This is a genomic window from Pantoea coffeiphila (assembly GCF_016909495.1).
GTDB lineage: Bacteria > Pseudomonadota > Gammaproteobacteria > Enterobacterales > Enterobacteriaceae > Erwinia > Erwinia coffeiphila.
Genome location: NZ_JAFBFW010000003.1, coordinates 528417 through 548963, shown reverse-complemented (window position 1 = coordinate 548963; position 20547 = coordinate 528417). Strand labels below are relative to the sequence as shown.

Annotated in this window: 19 protein-coding genes; 9 read left to right on the top strand and 10 right to left on the bottom strand. The window is 60.1% G+C overall.

Translation table 11 applies throughout. The features are described from left to right. The first annotated feature begins 50 nt into the window (after positions 1-50). The 5 genes from JOE09_RS12225 to JOE09_RS12205 all read left to right on the top strand — a co-directional run bounded on the left by JOE09_RS12225 (position 51) and on the right by JOE09_RS12205 (position 6016). The gene (locus JOE09_RS12225) at positions 51-956 is read left to right on the top strand and encodes a Fe(3+) dicitrate ABC transporter substrate-binding protein FecB (RefSeq protein WP_205065957.1); all 906 of its coding nucleotides are present in this window, start codon (positions 51-53) and stop codon (positions 954-956) included. After that, complete coding sequence (fecC, locus tag JOE09_RS12220; protein ID WP_205066147.1) at positions 956-1948, top strand: iron-dicitrate ABC transporter permease FecC; 993 nt, start codon at positions 956-958, stop codon at positions 1946-1948. The genes JOE09_RS12225 and fecC overlap by 1 nt, the downstream gene beginning before the upstream one ends. Next, positions 1945-2922 carry a Fe(3+) dicitrate ABC transporter permease subunit FecD gene (gene fecD / locus JOE09_RS12215; RefSeq protein ID WP_205065956.1) on the top strand — a complete coding sequence of 326 codons (978 nt, stop codon included), beginning with the start codon at positions 1945-1947 and terminating at the stop codon, positions 2920-2922. The genes fecC and fecD overlap by 4 nt, the downstream gene beginning before the upstream one ends. A gap of 2 nt (positions 2923-2924) precedes the next feature. Then, on the top strand, positions 2925-3692 hold the full coding sequence (gene fecE, locus JOE09_RS12210; RefSeq protein ID WP_205066146.1) for a Fe(3+) dicitrate ABC transporter ATP-binding protein FecE: 768 nt from the start codon (positions 2925-2927) through the stop codon (positions 3690-3692). Positions 3693-3886: 194 nt separating this feature from the next. Further along, positions 3887-6016: a putative bifunctional diguanylate cyclase/phosphodiesterase gene (locus JOE09_RS12205; RefSeq protein ID WP_205065955.1), complete on the top strand. Its 2130-nt coding sequence runs from the start codon at positions 3887-3889 to the stop codon at positions 6014-6016. Positions 6017-6141: 125 nt separating this feature from the next. On the opposite strand, the gene JOE09_RS12200 is transcribed toward JOE09_RS12205, so the two are convergent. Further along, entirely contained in the window at positions 6142-7050 is a 909-nt protein-coding gene (locus JOE09_RS12200; RefSeq protein ID WP_205065954.1) for an AraC family transcriptional regulator, read from the bottom strand. 108 nt (positions 7051-7158) lie between these two features. On the opposite strand from JOE09_RS12200, the gene JOE09_RS12195 reads away from it, so the two are divergent. From JOE09_RS12195 to JOE09_RS12180, 4 genes are all read left to right on the top strand, one after another. Next, on the top strand, positions 7159-8184 hold the full coding sequence (locus tag JOE09_RS12195; protein ID WP_205065953.1) for a zinc-dependent alcohol dehydrogenase family protein: 1026 nt from the start codon (positions 7159-7161) through the stop codon (positions 8182-8184). A 406-nt stretch (positions 8185-8590) separates the two neighbouring features. Continuing rightward, positions 8591-9001, top strand: coding sequence for a GNAT family N-acetyltransferase (locus JOE09_RS12190; RefSeq protein WP_205065952.1), 411 nt, complete (start codon positions 8591-8593; stop codon positions 8999-9001). 23 nt (positions 9002-9024) lie between these two features. After that, positions 9025-9714: a helix-turn-helix transcriptional regulator gene (locus JOE09_RS12185; RefSeq protein WP_105592457.1), complete on the top strand. Its 690-nt coding sequence runs from the start codon at positions 9025-9027 to the stop codon at positions 9712-9714. Between the two features lie 18 nt (positions 9715-9732). After that, positions 9733-11031: a cytosine permease gene (locus JOE09_RS12180; protein ID WP_205065951.1), complete on the top strand. Its 1299-nt coding sequence runs from the start codon at positions 9733-9735 to the stop codon at positions 11029-11031. Between the two features lie 47 nt (positions 11032-11078). Here JOE09_RS12180 and wzz(fepE) read toward each other — a convergent pair whose 3' ends face one another. The 9 genes from wzz(fepE) to JOE09_RS12135 form a co-directional block, all read right to left on the bottom strand. Next, positions 11079-12191, bottom strand: coding sequence for an LPS O-antigen length regulator Wzz(fepE) (wzz(fepE), locus tag JOE09_RS12175; protein WP_205065950.1), 1113 nt, complete (start codon positions 12189-12191; stop codon positions 11079-11081). Between the two features lie 227 nt (positions 12192-12418). Next, entirely contained in the window at positions 12419-13321 is a 903-nt protein-coding gene (locus JOE09_RS12170; protein WP_105592460.1) for a MurR/RpiR family transcriptional regulator, read from the bottom strand. Further along, a complete protein-coding gene (locus JOE09_RS12165; protein WP_205065949.1) occupies positions 13318-14241 on the bottom strand; it encodes a PstS family phosphate ABC transporter substrate-binding protein in 924 nt (307 codons plus the stop codon). Before JOE09_RS12165 ends, JOE09_RS12170 begins: the two co-directional genes overlap by 4 nt. Then, positions 14241-15248: a substrate-binding domain-containing protein gene (locus JOE09_RS12160; RefSeq protein WP_205065948.1), complete on the bottom strand. Its 1008-nt coding sequence runs from the start codon at positions 15246-15248 to the stop codon at positions 14241-14243. The genes JOE09_RS12165 and JOE09_RS12160 overlap by 1 nt, the downstream gene beginning before the upstream one ends. Beyond that, a complete protein-coding gene (locus JOE09_RS12155) occupies positions 15245-16384 on the bottom strand; it encodes a PepSY-associated TM helix domain-containing protein (protein ID WP_205065947.1) in 1140 nt (379 codons plus the stop codon). Before JOE09_RS12155 ends, JOE09_RS12160 begins: the two co-directional genes overlap by 4 nt. A 3-nt stretch (positions 16385-16387) precedes the next feature. Beyond that, positions 16388-17335, bottom strand: a complete 948-nt coding sequence (locus tag JOE09_RS12150) for an iron-siderophore ABC transporter substrate-binding protein (protein WP_105592464.1) — start codon at positions 17333-17335, stop codon at positions 16388-16390. A 16-nt stretch (positions 17336-17351) separates the two neighbouring features. After that, the gene (locus JOE09_RS12145) at positions 17352-18404 is read right to left on the bottom strand and encodes a FecCD family ABC transporter permease (protein ID WP_205065946.1); all 1053 of its coding nucleotides are present in this window, start codon (positions 18402-18404) and stop codon (positions 17352-17354) included. Then, positions 18401-19426: a FecCD family ABC transporter permease gene (locus JOE09_RS12140; RefSeq protein WP_205065945.1), complete on the bottom strand. Its 1026-nt coding sequence runs from the start codon at positions 19424-19426 to the stop codon at positions 18401-18403. The genes JOE09_RS12145 and JOE09_RS12140 overlap by 4 nt, the downstream gene beginning before the upstream one ends. After that, positions 19426-20265, bottom strand: a complete 840-nt coding sequence (locus JOE09_RS12135) for an ABC transporter ATP-binding protein (RefSeq protein ID WP_205065944.1) — start codon at positions 20263-20265, stop codon at positions 19426-19428. The genes JOE09_RS12140 and JOE09_RS12135 overlap by 1 nt, the downstream gene beginning before the upstream one ends. Positions 20266-20547: the final 282 nt, after the last annotated feature.

Genomic DNA, 20547 nt, shown 5'->3' with positions numbered 1-20547 from the left:
GCGGGTGCCGGTGGCAGCCCGCTTTGTCGTTTCTGGCAGTTGGAGAATCTATGTTCACGCTTATTCCTCGTCTTCTGTCCTGCGCCCTGCTGTTGGTCGCATCGGCCGCATCGGCGGTGACCGTGCAGGACAGCAACGGCACCTTCACCCTCGAACATGCCCCGCAGCGGGTGGTGGTACTGGAACTGTCCTTTGTTGATGCACTGGCGGCGGTGGACGTCAGCCCGGTTGGCGTGGCCGACGATAACGATCCGCAGCGCATTCTGCCCGCCGTGCGTCAGCGCCTGGCACCGTGGAAATCGGTCGGCACCCGCGCCCAGCCGAGCCTGGAAGTGATTGCCGCGCTGAAGCCCGACCTGATTATTGCCGACAGCGCCCGCCACGGCGGCATCCTCGGCCAGCTGAAAAGTATTGCCCCCACGCTGATGCTGAAATCCCGTAATGAAACCTGGGAAGAAAATCTGCAATCGGCGGCGATTATCGGCAAAGTGTTGGGCAAAGATGCCGAAATGCTGCAGCGGCTGGCGCTGCATCATCAGCGAATGAAGGATTTTGCCAGTCAGCTGCCCAAAGGGCTGAAGCTGGTGTTCGGCACCTCGCGCGAGCAGCAGTTTAATCTGCACAGCCGCGACAGTTACACCGGCAGCGTGCTGGCCGCGCTGGGGATGAACGTGCCGGAGTCCGCAGGGCAAAGCCCGATTGCCAGCATCAACCTGGAACAGCTGCTGGCAATCAACCCCGACTGGCTGCTGGTGGCCCACTACCGTCAGCAGAGCATCGTGCGCGACTGGCAGCAGGACCCGCTGTGGCAGATGCTAACCGCCGCGCAGAAAAATCAGGTGGCTGAAGTGGACAGCAACGGCTGGGCGCGGATGCGCGGGCTGTTTGCCGCCGAGCAGATCGCCCGCGATCTGGTGGCGATCCTGCATCATCAGCCGGTGGCCGTGCAGCCATGATGTCAGGCCGACCGCTGCTTGCCTGGGGGCTACCGCTGCTGCTGCTGGCGCTGGCCTTCTGGCTGTCACTGTTCAGCGCGTCGGCGCTGCCGATCGGGCCTGGGCAGGCGCTGAGCGCGCTGCTGCCGGGTAAGGCCACCGCGCTGCCGCAGGCGCTGGTGTTTAACCTGCGACTGCCGCGCAGCCTGGTGGCGATGCTGCTGGGGGCAAGCCTGGCGCTGGCGGGCTGCCTGCTGCAAACCCTGACGCGTAATCCGCTGGCTTCCCCTTCCCTGTTGGGCATTAACGCCGGTGCGGCGCTGACAATGGTGCTGGCCAGCGCCTTTAATCCCGGCTGGATCGCCGGTTACAGCCTCGCACTTCTGGCGGCAGCGGGCGGCGGTATCAGCTGGGGAATGGTGATGCTGCTGGGCAAAGGCTGGCGGTCTGCCGGTGACCGCAGCCGACTGATTCTGGCGGGGGTGGCCGTGTCCGCACTCTGCGCCGCGCTGACCCGCGCCACGCTGCTGCTGGCGGAGGATCACACTTACGGCATCCTGCACTGGCTGGCCGGGGGCGTGTCCCACGTGCGCTGGCGCGAGTTCTGGCAGCTGCTGCCGTTCAGCGTACTGCTGATGCCGCTGGCCTGGCTGCTGGCGGCGCGCCTGAACCTGCTGCGGCTGGGCGACGACAGCGCACACACGCTGGGAGTCAATCCCGGGATGCTGCGCACGGCGGTCAACCTGCTGGTGGTGGTGCTGGTCGGCAGCTGCGTCAGCGTTGCCGGACCGGTGGCCTTTCTCGGCCTGCTGGTGCCGCATATGGCCAGGGCATGGATCGGCCACGATCTGCGGCGTCTCCTGCCCGCCTGTATGTTGTTCGGCGCGCTGCTGATGCTGCTGGCCGACGTGATTGCACGCTGGCTGGCGTTCCCCGCCGAGCTACCCGCCGGAGCGGTGGTAGCACTGATCGGCGCGCCGTGCTTTGTCTGGCTGGTTCGGAGGCGGATATGAAACATCAACGGGGACGGCAGCCGCTGGGCGCCATGTTGCTGCTGCTGATTTTCACCCTGCTGGTGCTGCCGCTGTCGCTGCGCTACGGCAGTGAAACCCTCAGCTTTCACGCGCTGTATCAGGCGCTGAACCCGGCGGACGATCGCTACTTTGCCCTGATGGAGTATCGCCTGCCGCGCACCCTGCTGGCGATGCTGGTGGGCGCGGCGCTGGCGGTGTCCGGCGTGCTGGTGCAGGGGGCCATTCGCAATCCTCTGGCCTCGCCGGAAATTCTCGGAGTGAATCACGCCGCCGGACTGATGTCGATTGCCGGACTGATGCTGTTCCCGGCGCTGTCGGCGACCTGGCTGCCGCTGCTGGCCTTTGCCGGTGCGCTGCTGGCCTTCCTGCTGCTGCGGCTGCTGGCCGGCGGCAGCGCTCCTCTGCGGCTGGCGCTGCTCGGCGTGGCGCTGACCGCCTTTTACGCCAGCATCACCGACTATCTGATGCTCTCCCGCCCGCTGGAGATCAACCAGGCGCTGCTGTGGCTGACCGGCAGCCTGTGGGGGCGCAGCTGGCCGTTTGTCTGGCTGGCGCTGCCGTGGCTGGTTGTGCTGCTGCCGCTCAGCCTGCTGCTGTGCCGCAGCCTCGATCTGCTGGGGCTGGGCGATGAGCAGGCGGCGACGCTCGGCGTGGAGGTTCCCCGTGCACGGCGGCGCATTCTGCTGCTGGCACTGGCGCTGGCCGCCGTCAGTGTGGCCGTCTGCGGACCGCTGAGCTTTATCGGACTGGTTGCCCCGCATCTGACGCGGCGGCTGGTGGGCGGCCGCCACCGCTGGCTGATCCCGGCGGCGATGCTGACCGGCGCACTGCTGCTGATGCTGGCCGATCTGCTGGCACGCACGCTGCACCCGCCGCTGGAGCTGCCCGCCGGGGTGCTGACGGCGGTGATTGGCGCGCCCTACTTTTTCTGGCTGTTAATGAGAACCCGCTAATGATGCCATTATCCGTCGACGGGCTGAGCGCCGGTTATACCAGCGCGCCCATTCTGCATAACCTCTCGCTGACGCTGCCCGCCGGGAAGATCACCGCCCTGCTTGGCCCCAACGGCTGCGGTAAATCCACGCTGCTGCGCTGCTGTTCGCGGCTGCTGAAACCCAGGCAGGGACGGGTAATGCTGGGGGATGACGATTTGTCCGGGCTGAGCGCCCGCCAGCTGGGGCAGCGTCTTGCCCTGCTTCCGCAGCAGCACAGCGTGCCGGAAGGAATCAGCGTACGGGAGCTGGTGGGCTACGGCCGCAGCCCGTGGCTTAATCTGTTTGGTCGCCCGGGCCCGGCTGACCGCCAGCGGGTACAGGCGGCCATCGACGAAGTGCAGATCGGCACTCTCGCTGAAAAACAGGTCAGTACGCTGTCCGGCGGCCAGCGCCAGCGGGCGTTTCTGGCAATGACGCTGGCACAGGACACGCCGCTGCTGCTGCTGGATGAACCGACCACCTGGCTGGATATCAATCATCAGGTTGAGCTGCTGCTTCTGCTGCGCCGCCAGCAGCAGCAGGGAAAAACCGTGGTGACGGTGCTGCACGATCTAAACCAGGCCAGCCGCTACTGTGACCATCTGGTGCTGATGATGGCCGGTCAGGTGGTCGCCAGCGGCACGCCAGAACAGGTGATGACTCCGGAACTTTTGCATCGGGTTTTCAGCATCAATGCAGAAATCCATGCCGATCCGGTGTGTGGACGCCCGATGTGTGTGGTGCTTTAATTGATCAATTCGCCTGGATAACTGGCACTTTCAGGAAACCCCATTTCACCCAAAACCCTTGATACAACAATAACTGACCTATTCATGACGTTATCCAAGGGTTTATCTTTGCCAAAAATGGTCAATGAGGTAATGTTTGCTATCTCAAGATCGGTGGTTTCCTGGGACTACAACGCGTCTATCCTGGAAGGTCAATGAAAAACAAACACAGCACGGTTGCCAGTTTGCGCCGGGAGTTCACGCGTAATGTTATCGCGCCAGTGGTGGCGGTGGTGCTGTTTTCTCTGCTGGGGTGTGGGCTTACCGCCTGGTGGGTTACGGCACAGAGCAACGATAAGGCGCTGGAAAAACAGCAGCAGGTGATCAAAAACCTGCTGGCTCAACATTTGGAAGAGTTCAGCCAGCAGCACCGCAATCTGCTGCGGGAAACACAGCCGGTTTCACTGTTGCTACAGTCAGATGCGGCCGCCCCGTGGCTATTTCGGCTGATTGGCGATGACGAAGTTTATCTGGTGGATGCCCACCAGCGCCCGCTGGCTGCCTGGTTTTCAGACGCCCCTGCGCCCGTTGAGCGCTACCATGAGATAGCCCAACAGCTGGCGCCAGGCCTGCGTGCCTCCAATACGCTGACCAGCGATTTTATCCGCCTGCGCGAACGCGTGGCAGAAGTGGCCGTTGCCAGCCTGCCCGGCGACGATCGCGGCTATCAGCTGGTGTTTATCCGCTATCTGCGCAGCAGCTTTGTTGATTTTCTCACTCATCGTGGCGTGGTGAGTAATTTCAGCTTCAGCGCCAGGCAGCCGGACCAGCCAAACAGCGCAGGCTTCCTGCTGACCTCACATCAGGGCACGCCGGTCAGCGATGTCTCCTGGGAGCCGATGCGCCCCGGCAGTCAAATGCTGCTGTTTACCGGCCCGCTGATTGCGCTGGCCATCCTCAGCATTGCCCTGATGTGCCTGGTGATGACCCGCCGCCTGTGGCACTCCTCGCTGAATCTGACGCGTTCGATGCAAAAACTGGCCACCAGCGAAGCCCGTTCCCGTCATATCGCGCTGCATGACATTTTAACCGGCCTGCCCAACCGCAAATGGATTGAGGAGCAGCTGAATCATCGACTCAGCGTGCTGGAGACCGACCGCGATAGCCTTGCCCTGCTGATGTTGGATCTCGACCATTTCAAGATCGTCAACGACACCTGGGGTCACCACACCGGCGATGAGCTGCTGATGGAAGTCAGTAAACGGCTGTCCAGCCTGCTGCCGATTAAAGATTCGATTGGCAGACTGGGCGGCGATGAGTTTGTGATCATAATGGCCAACGTCACGGATCGGCAGCAGGTTGACCAATTGTGCCAGCAGATTATTGCTCACCTGTCGCAGCCGATGCAGCTGAACGGCAATGCGATGTGGATCGGCGTCAGCATCGGCGTGGCGCTGGCCCCGCTCGACAGCACCGACCGGCTGGAGCTGATGCGCAAAGCCGATATCTCGCTTTATGCCGCGAAAGCCGAAGGCGGCGGGCAGTATCGCCTGTTTATTCCGGCGATGGATGAAGCCCTGCAAAAACGTCAGAGGCTGGCACAACAGCTGCGTCTTGCGCTGGAAAATGACAGCGGACTGACCCAGTTGTATCAGCCAATTTTTGATATCAACGGGAAAAAAACGGTCGCCGTTGAAGCGCTGCTGCGCTGGCACCACCCGAAGCTCGGTCCTATCTCTCCGGCTGACTTCGTGCCGCTGGCGGAAGAAACCGGGCTGATTATCCCGCTCGGTGACTGGGTGGTGGAGAAAGCCTGCCAGATGGCCACCACCTGCCCGCAGCTTATTGTGGCGATCAACGTCTCACCGCTTCAGTTCCTGGCTGAAAACTTTATCAGTACACTCATGACGACCGTGGCGCGTCACGGCATCAATCCCCGCCAGATCGAACTGGAGATCACGGAAGGCGTGCTGCTGGAAGATAAAGAACGCGCCTTGCAGAATATCAATACGCTGCGCGAAGCCGGATTCAGCATCGCGCTGGACGATTTTGGCACCGGCTATTCCAGCCTCAGCTACCTGATCCAGTTCCCGGTTGATACCATCAAAATCGATCAGACCTTTACCCAGTCGCTGGGAGTGCGCGACAACTCGGCGACCATCGTCGAATCGGTGATCACTCTCGGGCACAGCCTGGGGATTACCGTGACGGCGGAAGGGGTGGAAACCGACGCCCAACGCGCGATGCTCGAAGCCGCTGGCTGCGATCTGCTACAGGGCTTTTTATTCAGCAGGCCGCTGACGGCGGATAACCTGCACGCCCTGCTGGATCAACAGCGCCCGTAAAGAGCTGAACGTTCCGCTTATCCAGCCCGACTGCACAAGTGGGCGAATGTAGCATCAAGCCATAACGTTTGCACAAGCACCAGCCCCGGCACTTGCGCAAGCGTTCAGAACGCGGGTAACTTCAGCTACGTTGCCAGCGCGCGCCGATATTCCCCCGGCGTCTGCCCTTCATGGCGCTTGAATGCCCGGCCAAAAGTGATGGCGGAATCGTAGCCCACCTGCCGGGCGATAGCTTCCAGCGCCAGCTCGGGGTGGCGCAGCAGGCAGCGCGCACGCCAGATGCGCCAGCGGGTCAGATACTCACCCGGGGTTTCGCCGGTCACCTGCTTGAAATGCACGGTAAACGCCGAGCGCGACATACCCGCCTGCTTTGCCATTTCGCTCAACCGCCACGGAAAGTCTAACTGCTGATGGATTTGCCCAATCAGCGGGCGCAGGCGGCCGTCGGCCAGCGCCGCCATCCATCCCTGCTGCGGCTGCATTTGCTGGTAGTGCGTACGGATGGCCTGCACGAACAGCACGTCCGCCAGCCGACTGACCACAATCTGCGAACCCAGATGCGGAGCATCGGTCTCCAGCGCCAGCAGCTGCAGCGTGGCGGCCAGCAGCGGCGAACGCTCCGCATCCGCCGGGATCACCACGCAGTCTGGCAGCAATGACAGCAGCGGTTGAGCGCCACCGGCATCAAAGGTCAGCCAGCCGCACAGCAGTTCGGCCTTCTCCCCTTCTCCGCCAAAAACGGCACTTTTACCCGCGCAGTCGGCAAAAACCTCCTCACAGGGGCGAGTGGGCGTTTGCGGCTCGTCGCTCAGCGACAGCAGCACGCCCGGTCTGGCAATAAATCCCTCCCCGCTGCGCAGGCGGTTCGGGGGCTGGCCGTTAACCGTCAGCCAGCCCTGGCCTTCCAGCATAAAACCAAAGCGAATCGACATGCTTTTAATAAATCTGACGCCCCAGGGCGCACGCGGCCGCAGGCGCGAATGGAGTGCGCTGTTCACGTGCATTGCGGCAAAAACATCATCAAGCAGAGCCATCTCATGACCTTTTCTGGACGATAAGTCAGTAAAAATACCTGTTCAGTCATTATCTGTACAGCGGCAGACGGATAAGGTAGCGGCATTACATCAGCAGAGGGCACAACCATGTACAGCTATCGTCTTAATCATTTTGGCAGCATCGACCATCTTCATCGCATTGAAGAACCCCGCCCGCGGCCGGGACGTAAACAGGTGCTGATCCGCGTGGCCGCCGTCAGCCTGAACTATCGCGATCTGGCCATTTTGCATGGCAAGAGCACGCTTGCACCGCAGGCAGGGCTGATCCCGCTTTCGGACGGCGTCGGCTACATCGTGGAGTGCGGGGAAGAGGCCACGCGTTTTGCCTGCGGCGAACGCGTGGCGGGGATCTTTTTTCCGCAGTGGCTGGGCGGCAGCCTGACGCGGGGTAACAGCGGCGGCGCATGGGGAAGCCGGGCGGACGGCTGGCTCACCGAGTATAAGGTGATAGATGAAGCATCGCTGGTCGCCGTCCCGTCTTATCTGAGCGACGAACAGGCCGCGACCCTGCCCTGTGCGGCGGTAACCGCATGGAACAGTCTGGTACAGTCGCGCCCGCTGCTGCCCGGTGAAACGGTGCTGACTCAGGGCACCGGCGGCGTAGCGCTATTTGCCGTACAGTTTGCCCGACAGATGGGTCTGAAGATTATCTCACTCACGTCCAGCGACAAAAAAGCGGCACTGCTACACCAACTCGGCGCGACGCATACCATTAACTACCGCCAGCATCCCGACTGGCATCAGCAGGTCAGAGCGCTGACCAACGGCGAAGGGGTACAGCGGGTGGTAGAGATTGGCGGACCGGGAACGCTGAACAATTCGCTGAAGTCGACCGCATCCGGTGGCGAGATCGCGCTGCTGGGCTTCGTTGCCAATGGGGAGCAATCCGTTGATTTTATGACGCTGTTTACCAGCGGTGCCACCGTTCGCCCCTTCAGCGTGGGCAGCCGCGACGATTTTGAGCGTATGAACCTGGCGCTGGAACAGAGTCTGCTACAGCCGGTTATCGACCGGGTATATTCCTTTTCGGAAACGTTAGAAGCGTGGCGTTATTTCGATAGTCAGCAGCACTGTGGCAAAGTGGTGATTACGATGTCTGGCGGGTTGCGGTAACGAACGGGGAAGCCTGAGAAAAACTCAAGGGACCCGAAACTCGCGGTCCTTTGAAAAGATACAGCTATCTTTGAAAAGATTTCCTGAACTTATTTGTTTTTAAATTATCAGTTATCTTTCTTTATTATCACTCCATTCGCGTCAATCGTGGCGAGAAATGGGTGTGTACCATCGAGAAATGGCCCTGGTGAGGCGCAAAGAAACCTTGTCAAACTACCCGGCAAATTGATAATAGTGTGATCTGCATAGCGGCATTTCCCAGTAATCACTACAGTAGATGTTTTTTTACCTCGGGGGAACGGGAGAAAAACACTCTTGTTTGCTGAAAACCAAAATGATAATTACCCATTGTTAATGCGCAACTTATCTTATTAATTTTACTTCATATAATGATATCGGACTAACAATGAAAATTACTATTACTGACAAACCCGCCGCCGCAGATGAAGAGTATGTCATCGACAGCCTGTGGACCCACAACGCTAAAACCACCCCGGTAGACATCCATCCCCTCTTTCTGACTCTGCGCGATGAGCAGAACCAGATAATGGCCGGTCTTGTTGCCCGCACGTGGTGGGGAGGGCTGGAGGTGCAGTATTTGTGGGTCAGCGATGACTGTCGCGGCAAAGGTGTCGGGCGCGATTTAATGCAAAATGCGGAACAGGAAGCCAGAAAACGCGGCTGCCATATGGCCTATGTCGACACGTTTGATTTTCAGGCGCGAGGCTTTTACGAAAAGTTAGGCTATTCCGTCTACGGCGAACTGGGTGATTACGCCCATCAACATACCCGGCACTATCTGGCGAAAAAGCTCTGATAGTGGGGTTACAGGGGGAAGATATGAACGTTTCAGATGCAAAGCAGCAGTTAAATCTGAACGCAATGATTGCCATGATGGAACACTTAACTGAACCCTGGGGCATCAAAGATGCAGAGTCACGCCATATCTATATGAATGATATGGCGTATCGCTATACCAACACGCCAAAGGAGTTTGCCGTTGAGGGAAAGTTCGACAGTGAGTTTCCCGCCTCCTGGGCGGAGTGTGAAGAGGAACTGATCGAGCACGATCGCCGCACCGAAGCCTGCCACGGCCGGGTGGCGGTGATTGAAACTCACTTCTGGTTTGGCCAGGACAGTCTGACACCCTACGTCAGCGAAAAAATCCCTTTGTACGGCGACGGTGGCGTATTTATTGGCGTGGCATGGAATGCCCGGCTGCTCGACACCCTGTCGCCGCTGAAATATATCACCCAGCAAAAACCAGGGGTGCTGACCACCGAAGTCAGCACCGATCTGTTTACCCGTTCGGAGCTGGATACGCTGTTTTTACTGCTACAGCGTTTATCCACCAAGGAGATCGCCCGTATCTATAACCTCAGCCATCGCACGGTAGAAAACCGGATTTACAGCATCTACCAGAAGGCCGGGGTGCACACGCTCAATCAGTTTGAAGAGTATTGCCGTCACGCAGGGTTAGACAATTTTATTCCGGACCGCCTGATCGAAAAGGGCATCCAGTTTATTTAATTTTCAAGGAAACAGATCGTGATAAAAATAGAAGACTATCCGCTAAGCCGCGTTCCCGAGAACAAGCGCGTCTCGTTCCTGAGCGTTGCCGTGGTGCATATGGGCATGCTCACCGCGTTGGATCAATTTATGCTCGGCTCGGTGCTGGGTGACTCGATGGATTTGGCCAGCGCGTTTCTGGCGATTTTAGCCGGTAGCGTTATTTTTGGTATCGTGACTTACGGCCTGGGCTATGCCGGGATGCGTGAAGGGATCTCCGGTAGCCTGCTGGCACGCTGGTGCGGCTTTGGCCGTATCGGTTCCGTGCTGATTGGCCTGGTGGTGGCCGTCAGCCTGCTCGGCTGGTTTGGCATTCAGAATGCCATCTTCGCTAAATCGCTGAACTTTGCGCTCGGCGACAGGTTAGGCTTCCCGCTTGCCGCCAGCCTCTCCGGTCTGCTGCTGACCGTGCTGGTGACCTATGGCTTTAAGGCACTGCGCGTGACCGCACGCATTGCCGTACCGCTGTTTATCTGCCTGGTTGCCTTTATTTCATTCCATACGCTGTCCGGCCACACCCTGCAGCAGATTATCGATCTGCCACCGACCGGTTCCCCGCTGACCATCAGCGCGGCAATTACGATGGTGGTGGGCGGTGCAATCGTGGCCAGCCTGATGACCCCGGACCTGACCCGCTATTCGAAATCGTCTAAGCACGTGGCGGGCATTACCCTGCTGACGATTATTGCCGGTGAGTTTATCGTCAACGGTCTGGCCATTCTGATCGCCCGTACGCTGCAAACCGCGGACGTGGTGACGATTATGTCGCAGGCCGCGGGCGGTGTGGGGCTGCTGGTGGTGATCCTCTCTACCCTGCGCGTTAACGATCTGAACCTCTATTCCTCATCGCTGGGGGTGATTAACGCCGTGGAAGGGATCAGCGGTAAAAAGCTGAAGTATCGCAGCACGACGCTGGTGATCGGCCTGCTCGGCACCCTGCTGTCGGTGCTGGGCATCCTCGATCGCTTCGTCGATTTCCTGACCGTGCTGGGCGTAGTTTTCCCACCGATCCTCGGCATTATGCTGGTGGATTATCTGCTGCTGCGCAGCCACCGTGGTCTGCTTGACCGCAGCCGTCTGCTGGGTGAACTGCCGAAAGACAGCGAAACGCCGGTGATTGGCTGGGTCGCGATTATTGCCACCCTGGTGGGCAGTGCAGTGGGCCTGTTAACCGAATGGGGTGTACCAACGATTAACTCACTGCTGATTTCATGCGTGATTTATTACGTGGTTAAACTGGCGCAGCAACGCAGCCGTCCTGCGGCGGCATCAGCCTGAAACCATTAAGGCGGACATTGTCCGCCTTCTTTCCCCTTTAATAACATTCACTTCACCGCGCGACTCGCCATCACACTCTTCGCCAGAACATAACCGCAGCCTACAACCAGCCCGATCAGTGCAAACAGCAAGACCATCAGTGTACGCCTGGGGGCATCACGGGTCAGCGGTTCAGAGGGGGTACTCATATATTTGAAGGGCATATCATCCGTTGGCTCGATCTTGAGTGCGTTCAGTTTTTCAATATACACCCGGCGATTTTGCAGCTCGTCATTCAGCGATCCCACCGGCAGTGATTTCTCAATGTCCAGCTTGCGCGCCAGGCCATCAGCGCCAAGGGTGACCGAAAAATCCGGATCGTCCTGAATCACACCACCGTTACTCCAGGATGGCTTTTGGATACCTGCCGATCTGGCAATATCCAGCGCGTACTGCAAACGTTCAATCTTGCTGCGGTGTTTAATTTGCTCCTGCATCATCTCCAGGTTATAGAGATCGCTCTCTTTCATTTTGGCTTGCTTGATCTTATTTTCCAGGCGCCGATACAGTTCATCGTTAACTTCACGGGCAACATAGTTGATATAGCCTTCCAGCAGATCGCGGGCGTCAACGGCGGTTTCTGCACTATATTCAACATCGTAATAGAGATACTCTTTCTTGTTCGCCTCTTTATTTTTAATTGAACTGCGTGACTCAATATTTCCATGCAGTATGTCGTTAATCAATCGATCACGTGATTCGTCATCACCGGCCGTCAGCGCTTCCAGTTTCTTAAAGTAGCGCGTATTAACCAGATATTTCTCACGCAGCCGCTGCGAGTCAAAATCACGCATAAAATCCGCCAGCAGAGAGTCTGCCGTAATATCCGTTTTAATATCCAGAACCGACATTTTAGTCAGCGCGTCGTTGATATTTTTCAACTGTGAGGACTCAGCGGGTACGAGCACCGCCTTGCTGGTCCAGCGCTGCGGCATCATGAAGCTCACCGCCACAGCAATCAGCGCTGCAACGATAATAAAAGCCAGAATGGTAAACTTTTTCCGAAGAATAATAGTAAGAACATCGATCAAGTCCAGCTCGGTGTTTTGATCGATAAAGTGAGGTATGGCAGAGGACACATGAGAATGCGTCGCCGTACGAGCTGGCGTATTACTATCCATTGAAAACTCCTGCAGCACAATATGAAGATAAAATCACAAATTATCCGCATCGCAATCCGTTGCGGCCGCCGGATTTTAAACTAAAACATCCGCTTTTTTTTAGCATTTGATGAATATAAGTATATTTTTATCTAAAAAAAACGCTGACAGCTCTGATTCAAGATTAATAATGCACCGGAAAAATTAGCGCGACTATTCCGGGAATACTGGAATTCACCGGAATATTCTTACGCTTTTTTTGCGCCTGATTTACCAATCGCCCGATACAGCTCCTGAATGCGCTTCATCGACTTAATTGTGCGCTGCGGAGCCGTGGAGGCCACCGACAGAATAATCATCTCCAGGCATACCAGCACCGTGCCGTGCAGCGGCACCTTGCCATTCTCCCCGCCGCGCGGCACGTTGATCACCACCTGAACCTCTTTACTGAAGCGGGAATCAATGGAGTGAGTCAGCAGAATCGTCGGAATACCCAGCCGCTTTGCCTCACGCAGCGTCGTCAGTCCTTCACGGTGCGCCGACTTCTGCGCCATCATAATCAGTACATCGCCGCGCTGCAGGTTGATCAGCTGCTCGGCCAGCATCACCCCGGTACGGTTCAGGGGAACGCCGGGAATGCCGTTGCGGCTGAACAGGCGCGCGGCGTATTCAGCCAGGATGCTGGAGGCACCAATGCCAAAAATCCCCACCTGGCGGGCCTCCGCCAGCAGCGCCACGGCGCGGGACATGGCGGCACGATTGTGCGGTTCCGACAGCACTTCGCAGGCGCGCTGATGCCCTTCAAGAACGAAGTCGATGCTGGAGTTCACGTCGCAGGAGAGCGCATTCACCGTTGAACTCATTTTTTCCGCCGACGAGATCCCCGGCCCGAACCAGCTTTCCATGGTCTGCTTGAGATCGCGCAGTCCGGCAAATCCCAGCGCCTGAATCGCCCTGACTACCGTGGCGTCGGAAGTTTGCGTCGCGGCGGCGATCTCCATCGCCGTGTGCTCCAGCACCACCTCGCGGTTATCGTTAATATAGCTGGCCACCGCCAGCAGCCGCGGCGACAGCCCCGGCCCCCGGGCGCGAAAGCGCTCGCCGTAGATATCCACGCGCGTTTTCGTTTTTTTCGTCAGCAATCTGTTCATCCCTGAGTTTCTCCGTTAATTAGCCGCTCCAGTCGCTGACGCTGCGCCAGCAGCATCGGCTGATTCAGCGGCAGATAGCCCTCCGGCGATGCGCTTTGTGCAGCCACCACCTGCTGTCCGGCATCGGACAACGCCAGCTGCAGAAATTCCGCCAGACGCGGCTCAGGGATGCCGCCAGGCGGCAGATCGATCCACAGCATAACGGCGCTGCCCAGCGGATAGTCCCCCGCCTGCACCGCCCCGGCGGTTGGCAGATGATAATGCCCTTCATGATGGCCCAGCGGCAGTACGCGCACTGCGTCACCCAACGCGGCTGCGTTAAACCAGCCAACGGCCCCCAGCGAGAAAGGATCGGCGGCCACCGCTTCCAGCACCGCGCGGCGGTCCGGCAGCGGCTCGTAGTGGCGCGGGAATTGCCGATTGCCGAGATGAGCGCGGCGGAAAGCACTGGCATACTTGCCGTCGTCGCGCAGGCCGTAAAGGTGAATGCGCCGGTGCTGCCAGGCCCCGCCCAGCCCTAACTGGGACCAGCAGGTGATATCCCCCTGCGGCGAGCCGGAAGAGAACACCGCCGCCAGCTGTGCCATGCTCAGACCGGCCAGCGGGTTATCGCGGTGCAGCCAGATGGCCGGCGGCGTTTTCGCACCCGCGCGCGGGCCGTGGCCGCACCAGCCAATCTGAATGCCCGTCGGCTGATAGCCCTTAACGTTGCGAAACGCCGCCAGCTCCTGCGCCCAGGGCGCGCGCGACATCGGGGCCAGCAGGCAGGCATCCGCCGCCAGCGCCATGATGGCGGTGGATGAACCGGCCAGGCTGAGCTGAAACTGCTGCTCCGGCCGCCGTGCGGAGAGCATCTCGCACCACGGTTCGATCAGCGACGCCATGCCGTCATTGCCGGTAATACAAAATAACTCAGACATCAGGCTCCCTCCGCCAGATCCAGCTGTAACAGCTCCGCCCGGGCATCCGCCGCGCTAAGCGGCAGATAGCCATCGGGCTGGGAGGCAATAATCTGCTGCCCCTGCCGCGACAGCGTGAAGCGCAGAAACGCCCGCTGTAGCGCATCCAGCCCGCCGCCGTGGCGGATTGCCGGATAAAACCACAGGTAGCGCCCCAGCGCGTAGTCACCTGCCGTCATCTCATCCACGGTGCCGTTCAGCCACGGACCCGCGTCATCTACAGCCAGCGGCAGCGCGCGCAGCAGGGCCGTTTCCCGCCCGATGGCCGCCACGCATATCGCCGACGGCTCCTGCTCCAGCCGTTCCAGCAGGCGATCGGTGCCGACCAGATATTCGCAGTCGGCGCTGAGCGCCCGCCCGCCAAAGTGGTGTTTCTGCATATAGCTGCCGAAACCGCTGTACTGCTGGGTAGTCAGTGGCACAATCCGCCGATCCGCCCAGTCACCGCCCAGCCCCAGCTGCCCCCAGCGGCTGTAATCGCCACCGACATTGCCTGCGGTAAAGATCCGGGACAGCTGGCTGAGGCTTATCCGCGCCAGCGGATTGGCGTGATGCACATAGACCGCCAGCGAGGTTGCCAGATGCTGGCGGGTATCCAGCGCAGCACCCGCCACCCGAATGCCCAGCGGCTCTGCACCGCGCTGCTTGCGCCAGGGGACGCTTTCCATCGGGGTGATTTCACGCCCCATCACGCTGAACATCGCCTTATCGTTAATGGCGAAGGCCATCGCGGTCGGCGTGCCCTTCAGCTCAATGGCAAAGCGAGCCTGCGGGTGGTAATGCGCAAACGCGGCGGTCAGCTTTTCAAGAACATAGCGCGCGTGGCCGGACCCGCTCAGGCGCACGGCACCGTCAGCGGTCAGCCAGCCGACGTTGACTTCCGCCGTCAGCGGCTGCGGCAGATAGTCGGTCAGTTCAGCATCCAGCGGGCGTGGAGCCCACCCGGTGCGTTCGGTTGATAAATTCACAAATGCTCCTCAGAAGATGCCGGATTTTTGCGGCGCTGCCGCCGCTTCCAATACATCAGCAGCCCGGTGACAAAAAACAGCGGCATGCACAGGCTGGAAATCGTTATCGCTATGCGGCCCGGAATGCCAAACAGCGCCCCGGTATGGATCGGGTCCATGTCGGTTAAAATTCGTTCCCCGGTGGGCAGGCTGCGGTACAGCGTCTGCCGGGTGACGTTCAGAGTGCGGGGATTGATGCTCAGCTCATCCAGCGCGCGGGCGTGCGGGGCATCCAGCGGCAGGACGCGCACGCGGATCGCCTTCCCCGGCGCAGGAAGAAACAGCAGCGCCGACTGGTACTGACTGCCGTAGCGCTGAACCACCTGCTGCCAGACCCGATCCCAGTCCGGCTCCGCGGGCTTCACCGCCGTTTTCTTCACAGTTAAGGGCTTCTTCACCACTTCTGCCGGTGTGCTGCCGAGCAGCCAGGTGACGCTCTGGCGATACCACTGCGATGACCACCACAGGCCGGAGAGCGCACTGACCAGATAGAGCACGGTCAGCCAGGTCCCCGCCACCTGATGCAGCATGCGGTACAGCGCGCGACCGCTGAGGCGAAACTCCGGGCGCAGCCACTCCCGCGCACTGCGGCTGCCCGCCGTCCAGCGCAGCCACAGCCCGGAGAGGGCAAAGAAGATCAGGCTGACGGCGCTGGCACCGGTAATCGTTCGTCCGATGGCGTTATCCCCCTCAGGGGAGAGAAAGCGATGCAGATTACGCACCGTGGCAAAAAAGGCCGCGCCGGTCGCTTCCCCGAGGATCTGCCCGCTGTACGGATTCACCAGCACCCGCTGATTGCGCTGCCCTTTCCCCTGCTGGAAAGCGGCGGTCCAGGCACGATCGTCCTGCTGCTCAATCTGTAACGACATCAGCCGCTCGCCGGGGCGCTGCTGGCGGAGCGCAGCAATCATCGCCGCCGCCGACATTGGCTCACCGCCCTGCGGCGGGCTGACCGTCATCTGCGGGCTGAGGGCCTGCATAATTTCATCTTCAAAACTCATCGTCACGCCGCTCAACGCCATAAACGACAGGCTGGCACCGAGGGTAATCCCCAGCAGCCAGTGCAGTTTCAGCAGGATCAGGCGCGAACGCGTCATCGATTATTTCGCCACTGGCATCGGGCGCCCGGCGATATGCGACTGTACCTGCGCCACCATCAGGCTCAGCGCCGCAAAGGAGTTGGAGATGGTCTCTTCACGCGGCAGCAGAATGTAATGACCGCTGCGGCAGGCGTTCAGGAACTCGCACCAGCCGGGCATAATCGCGTTCATCGCGTCCAGCTCTTCCTGCGGTTTCCCACCGGTGTCGGAACGCCAGGTATCGAAAATATAATCAGCGTCCAGCTCCGGCAGCCGCTCGGCGCTGACCTCAATACGGTCGCCGTCCGGGATGCTGTCAATCAGCGGCGGGAAGCGGAATCCGGCATCGCGCAGTACGCGGCCCAGCGCACGATAGGTATGATGAACGGTTATTTTGCCCTTGTTTGCCTGGATCACCGAGACGGTGATGTGCTGAGTATCCACCATCAGCTTCAGCTGTTTGATCTGCTCCTGGTAGCGGCGCTCGAGGATTGCCAGCTGCTTCTGACTGCCGGTCAGCTGCGCCAGCTTGCTGTAGATACGCGGCGCGCCGCCTACCAGATGGTCAATACTGACCGTTGGGGCAATCTTTTCCAGCTGTTCAATGGCGGTGTTGCGGCTGGGTTCGGTGATGATCAGATCGGGCTTTGCGGCGGCGATGGCTTCAATATCCATATCGGCGGTGCCGATAAACTGGATCGATGAATTGTCGAAGTCCACCCCGGTCAGCAGCCCGCTGGAACGCAGGAAATGCGAGCCGTCCGCGCGGGTTCGACCGTGGCTGGCGACCGGCGGCACGCCCAGCTCGATTAGCGGAATAGTGATATCCAGATCGTGCAGTGAAACGATACGCTGCGGATGCAGCGGCACGGTGACGGTACGGCCCAGATCGTCGGTAAACTGCTGCGTCGGTTCGGCAGCGGTGGCGCTCAGGCAGGTCAGAAACAACAGGGAAAGTAGCAGGCGCATAGCCATCCTCAGGGTTTTACAACGCGTCACGACGACGCCACAGCAGCAGAAGAAAGAACGGACCGCCCACCAGCGCCATCACAATCCCCGCCGGAATTTGCAGCGGGGCAAATGCCAGCCGCCCGATAGAATCCGTCAGCAGAACCAGCAGTGCGCCCAGCAGCGCGCTGCCGCTGAGCAGCGCTACCTGGCCGCCGCGCAGCAGAAAGCGCGCCATGTGCGGTGCGATCAGCCCGACAAAACCCAGGCTGCCAACGCAGGATACGCTGGCGGCGGTCAGCAGCACCGGGGCGCAGAAGCGTATCAGCGACAGCCGCCTGAGCCTTACCCCCAGCCCGGTAGCGGACTGGTCACCGAGCAGCGCCACGTCCGATGCACGGGCGGTCAGGAACAGGATCAGCGCCCCCGGCAGCGCCCAGCAGAACGCCACCGCCAGCAGCGACCAGGTGGCGGCGTGCAGGCTGCCCGCCATCCACACCAGCGCGGTCTGCACGTCGCGCACGTCGGCGGTGGTCATAAACACCCCGATTCCGGCAGCAAACGCCCAGGAAACGCCGATGCCGATCAGAATAAAACGCGGCCGCGAGAAGTCGCGCGCCAGCAGCACCACGATCAGCGCCACCAGCAGCCCGCCCGCCATCCCGGCCAGCGGCCGCCACAGCAGGCTAAGGGAAGGAAACAGCAGGATCAGCACCAGCACCACCGCGCTGGTCCCCTCCTTCACGCCGATCAGCCCCGGATCGGCCAGACCGTTACGGGTGATCGACTGCATCGCCGCCCCGGCCATCCCCAGCATCGCTCCGCTCAGCAGCGCCATCAGCAGGCGCGGCAGGCGAATATCCCAGACGATATAGTGCTGCTGCGCACTCAGCTGCTGCGGGTAAAACAGCGCCCGGCCAATGTCCGAAGCGGGAACGGGCAGCGATCCCTGAGTGATGCCGAACACCGCCAGCAGCAGCGCCACGGCTGCCAGCAGCAGGCCCAGCAGCAACAGACGCGGGCGCAGCAGCAGCGTGAACTGCCCCAGCCTCAGGCGATGAAACCCCAGCCGTTGCGCGGTAATTTTCATTTGAAGTACCTGGCAGCAATAAAGATAAATACCGGTGCACCGACCAGCGCGGTCATCACGCCGGTTGCCAGCTCCTGGGGAGCGATCAGCACGCGCGCCACCAGATCGGCCAGCAGCAGCAGCAGCGCCCCGCCCAGCGCCGAGAGCGGCACCGCCAGGCGGATATCATCGGTCATCAGCCTCCGCACGACGTGCGGCACCACCAGCCCGATAAAGCCAATCGGACCGGCCACTGAAACCGCCGCTCCACATAGCAGAGCGGCCGCGATCAGTCCGATTAAGCGGGTACGAGCGATATTCACCCCCAGCCCGCTGGCCACCTGATCGCCCAGCGCCAGCACGTTAAGCCGTGGTGCAATCGCCAGCGCCAGCAGCATACCAACCAGCGCAGGCAGCGCGGCGGCGGCGGTCACGGACCAGCTCAGCCCGGCGAGATCGCCAGCCAGCCAGGTACGCATTTCCAGCAGCGTCTGCTCGTCCAGGATCAGGATTGCGGCGGTCACCGAGGAGGCAAAAGCAGAGAGCGCAACGCCGCACAGCGTCACCTTGAGCGGCGTCAACCCGCTGCGCCCGGCGGAGGCCAGCAGCATCACCACCGCAAACAGCGCGGCGGCACCGCAGGCGGCCACCAGCGGGCGGCTGGCCAGCAAACCGCCCCAGCCGCCGCCAATCGCCGAGGCGATCACCACCGCCAGCGCCGCACCGGCGTTCAGCCCAAGAATATGCGGCTCGCCCAGCGGGTTACGGATCACCGCCTGTAGCAACAGCCCGGCCACACCCAGCGCCGCGCCGGTCAGCAGGGCCGCGACCAGCCGCAGCAGCCGCAGCTCCACAATCACCTTATGGTCGAAGCTGCGCGGATCGAAGTGCAGTAGCGCCTGTAGCACGGTTGAGGGGCCGATGTAACGCGCGCCAAGGCCCAGATGTATCACCGCGCCGATCAGCAGCAGGCAAAGCAGAATCGGCAACGCCAGCGCGGGGCGCAGCGGGTGGCGATGAATGGAATGGGGCCGACTACGCATCAGCGCTGGCCATCGCGACGGCGGAACGGCATAAAGAACGGTTTCTGCGTCAGCGGGTTGATCGACATCTGCACATCGACATCAAAGGCAGCTTTAATCATCTCCGGCGTGCAGTTTTCATCTTCACCGGTCACGCCGAGCAGACGCCCCTGCTTCATAAACACCAGCATGTCGGCGTAGTTCACGGCGAAGTTAAGATCGTGCAGCACCACGACCACGGTACGGCCATGCAGCCGGGTCAGATCGTGCAGCAGTTCGAGGATCTCCACCTGATAGCGCAGATCGAGGAAGGTGGTGGGTTCATCCAGCAGAATGGTTTGGGTTTGCTGCGCCAGCGCCATCGCGATCCAGCAGCGCTGCCGCTGACCGCCGGAGAGGCTGTCCACCGACTGATGGGCAAATTCGGCGGTGCCGGTAAGCTGTAACGCCTGCTCAACCGCCGCTTCATCCGCATCCGACCACTGGCGCATAAAGTTCTGCCACGGGTAGCGGCCACGGGAAACCAGCTCAAACACCGTCAGCCCTTCCGGCAACAGCGGCGACTGCGGCAGCATGCCCAGCTGACGGGCAACGGCTTTAGTCGGCTGCTGGTGAATGCTTTTGCCATCCAGCAGCACGCTGCCGCCAAGGGGAGTCAGCATCCGTGCAATGGTGGTCAGCAGGGTAGATTTCCCCGAACCGTTAGCGCCGACCAGCACGGTCATTTTCTTCGCCGGGATCGTCAAACTGATATCATCAACGATTATCTGCTTTCCGTATCCGGCCGACAGCCGATCCAGCTCGATCCCCTGCTGCCGGGCTATATTCTCGCCCGCACTCTGCTCCACCCGCTGTGGCATTGACTACTCCTGCACCGCAACGGCGTGGCTCCCGGCCAGCGCGCGCGTAAGTCTCAAATAAAAATAACTCTCATTATCTTTCTCGATCATGCGTAGAATGAATGTAGTAGTCAAGAATTAATGCGGTGCTTATTAAAACATCTCACTTCGTGATTTTATGGAATTTTCAGGAAAGATAAATTTTTTAATTAATCACTATTATCAATAAATTAAAAAATAATAACCGGACAGGAAATGTGACAACCCGGCGTTAAAAATCCTGCATGATTTTTTCCTTATTTT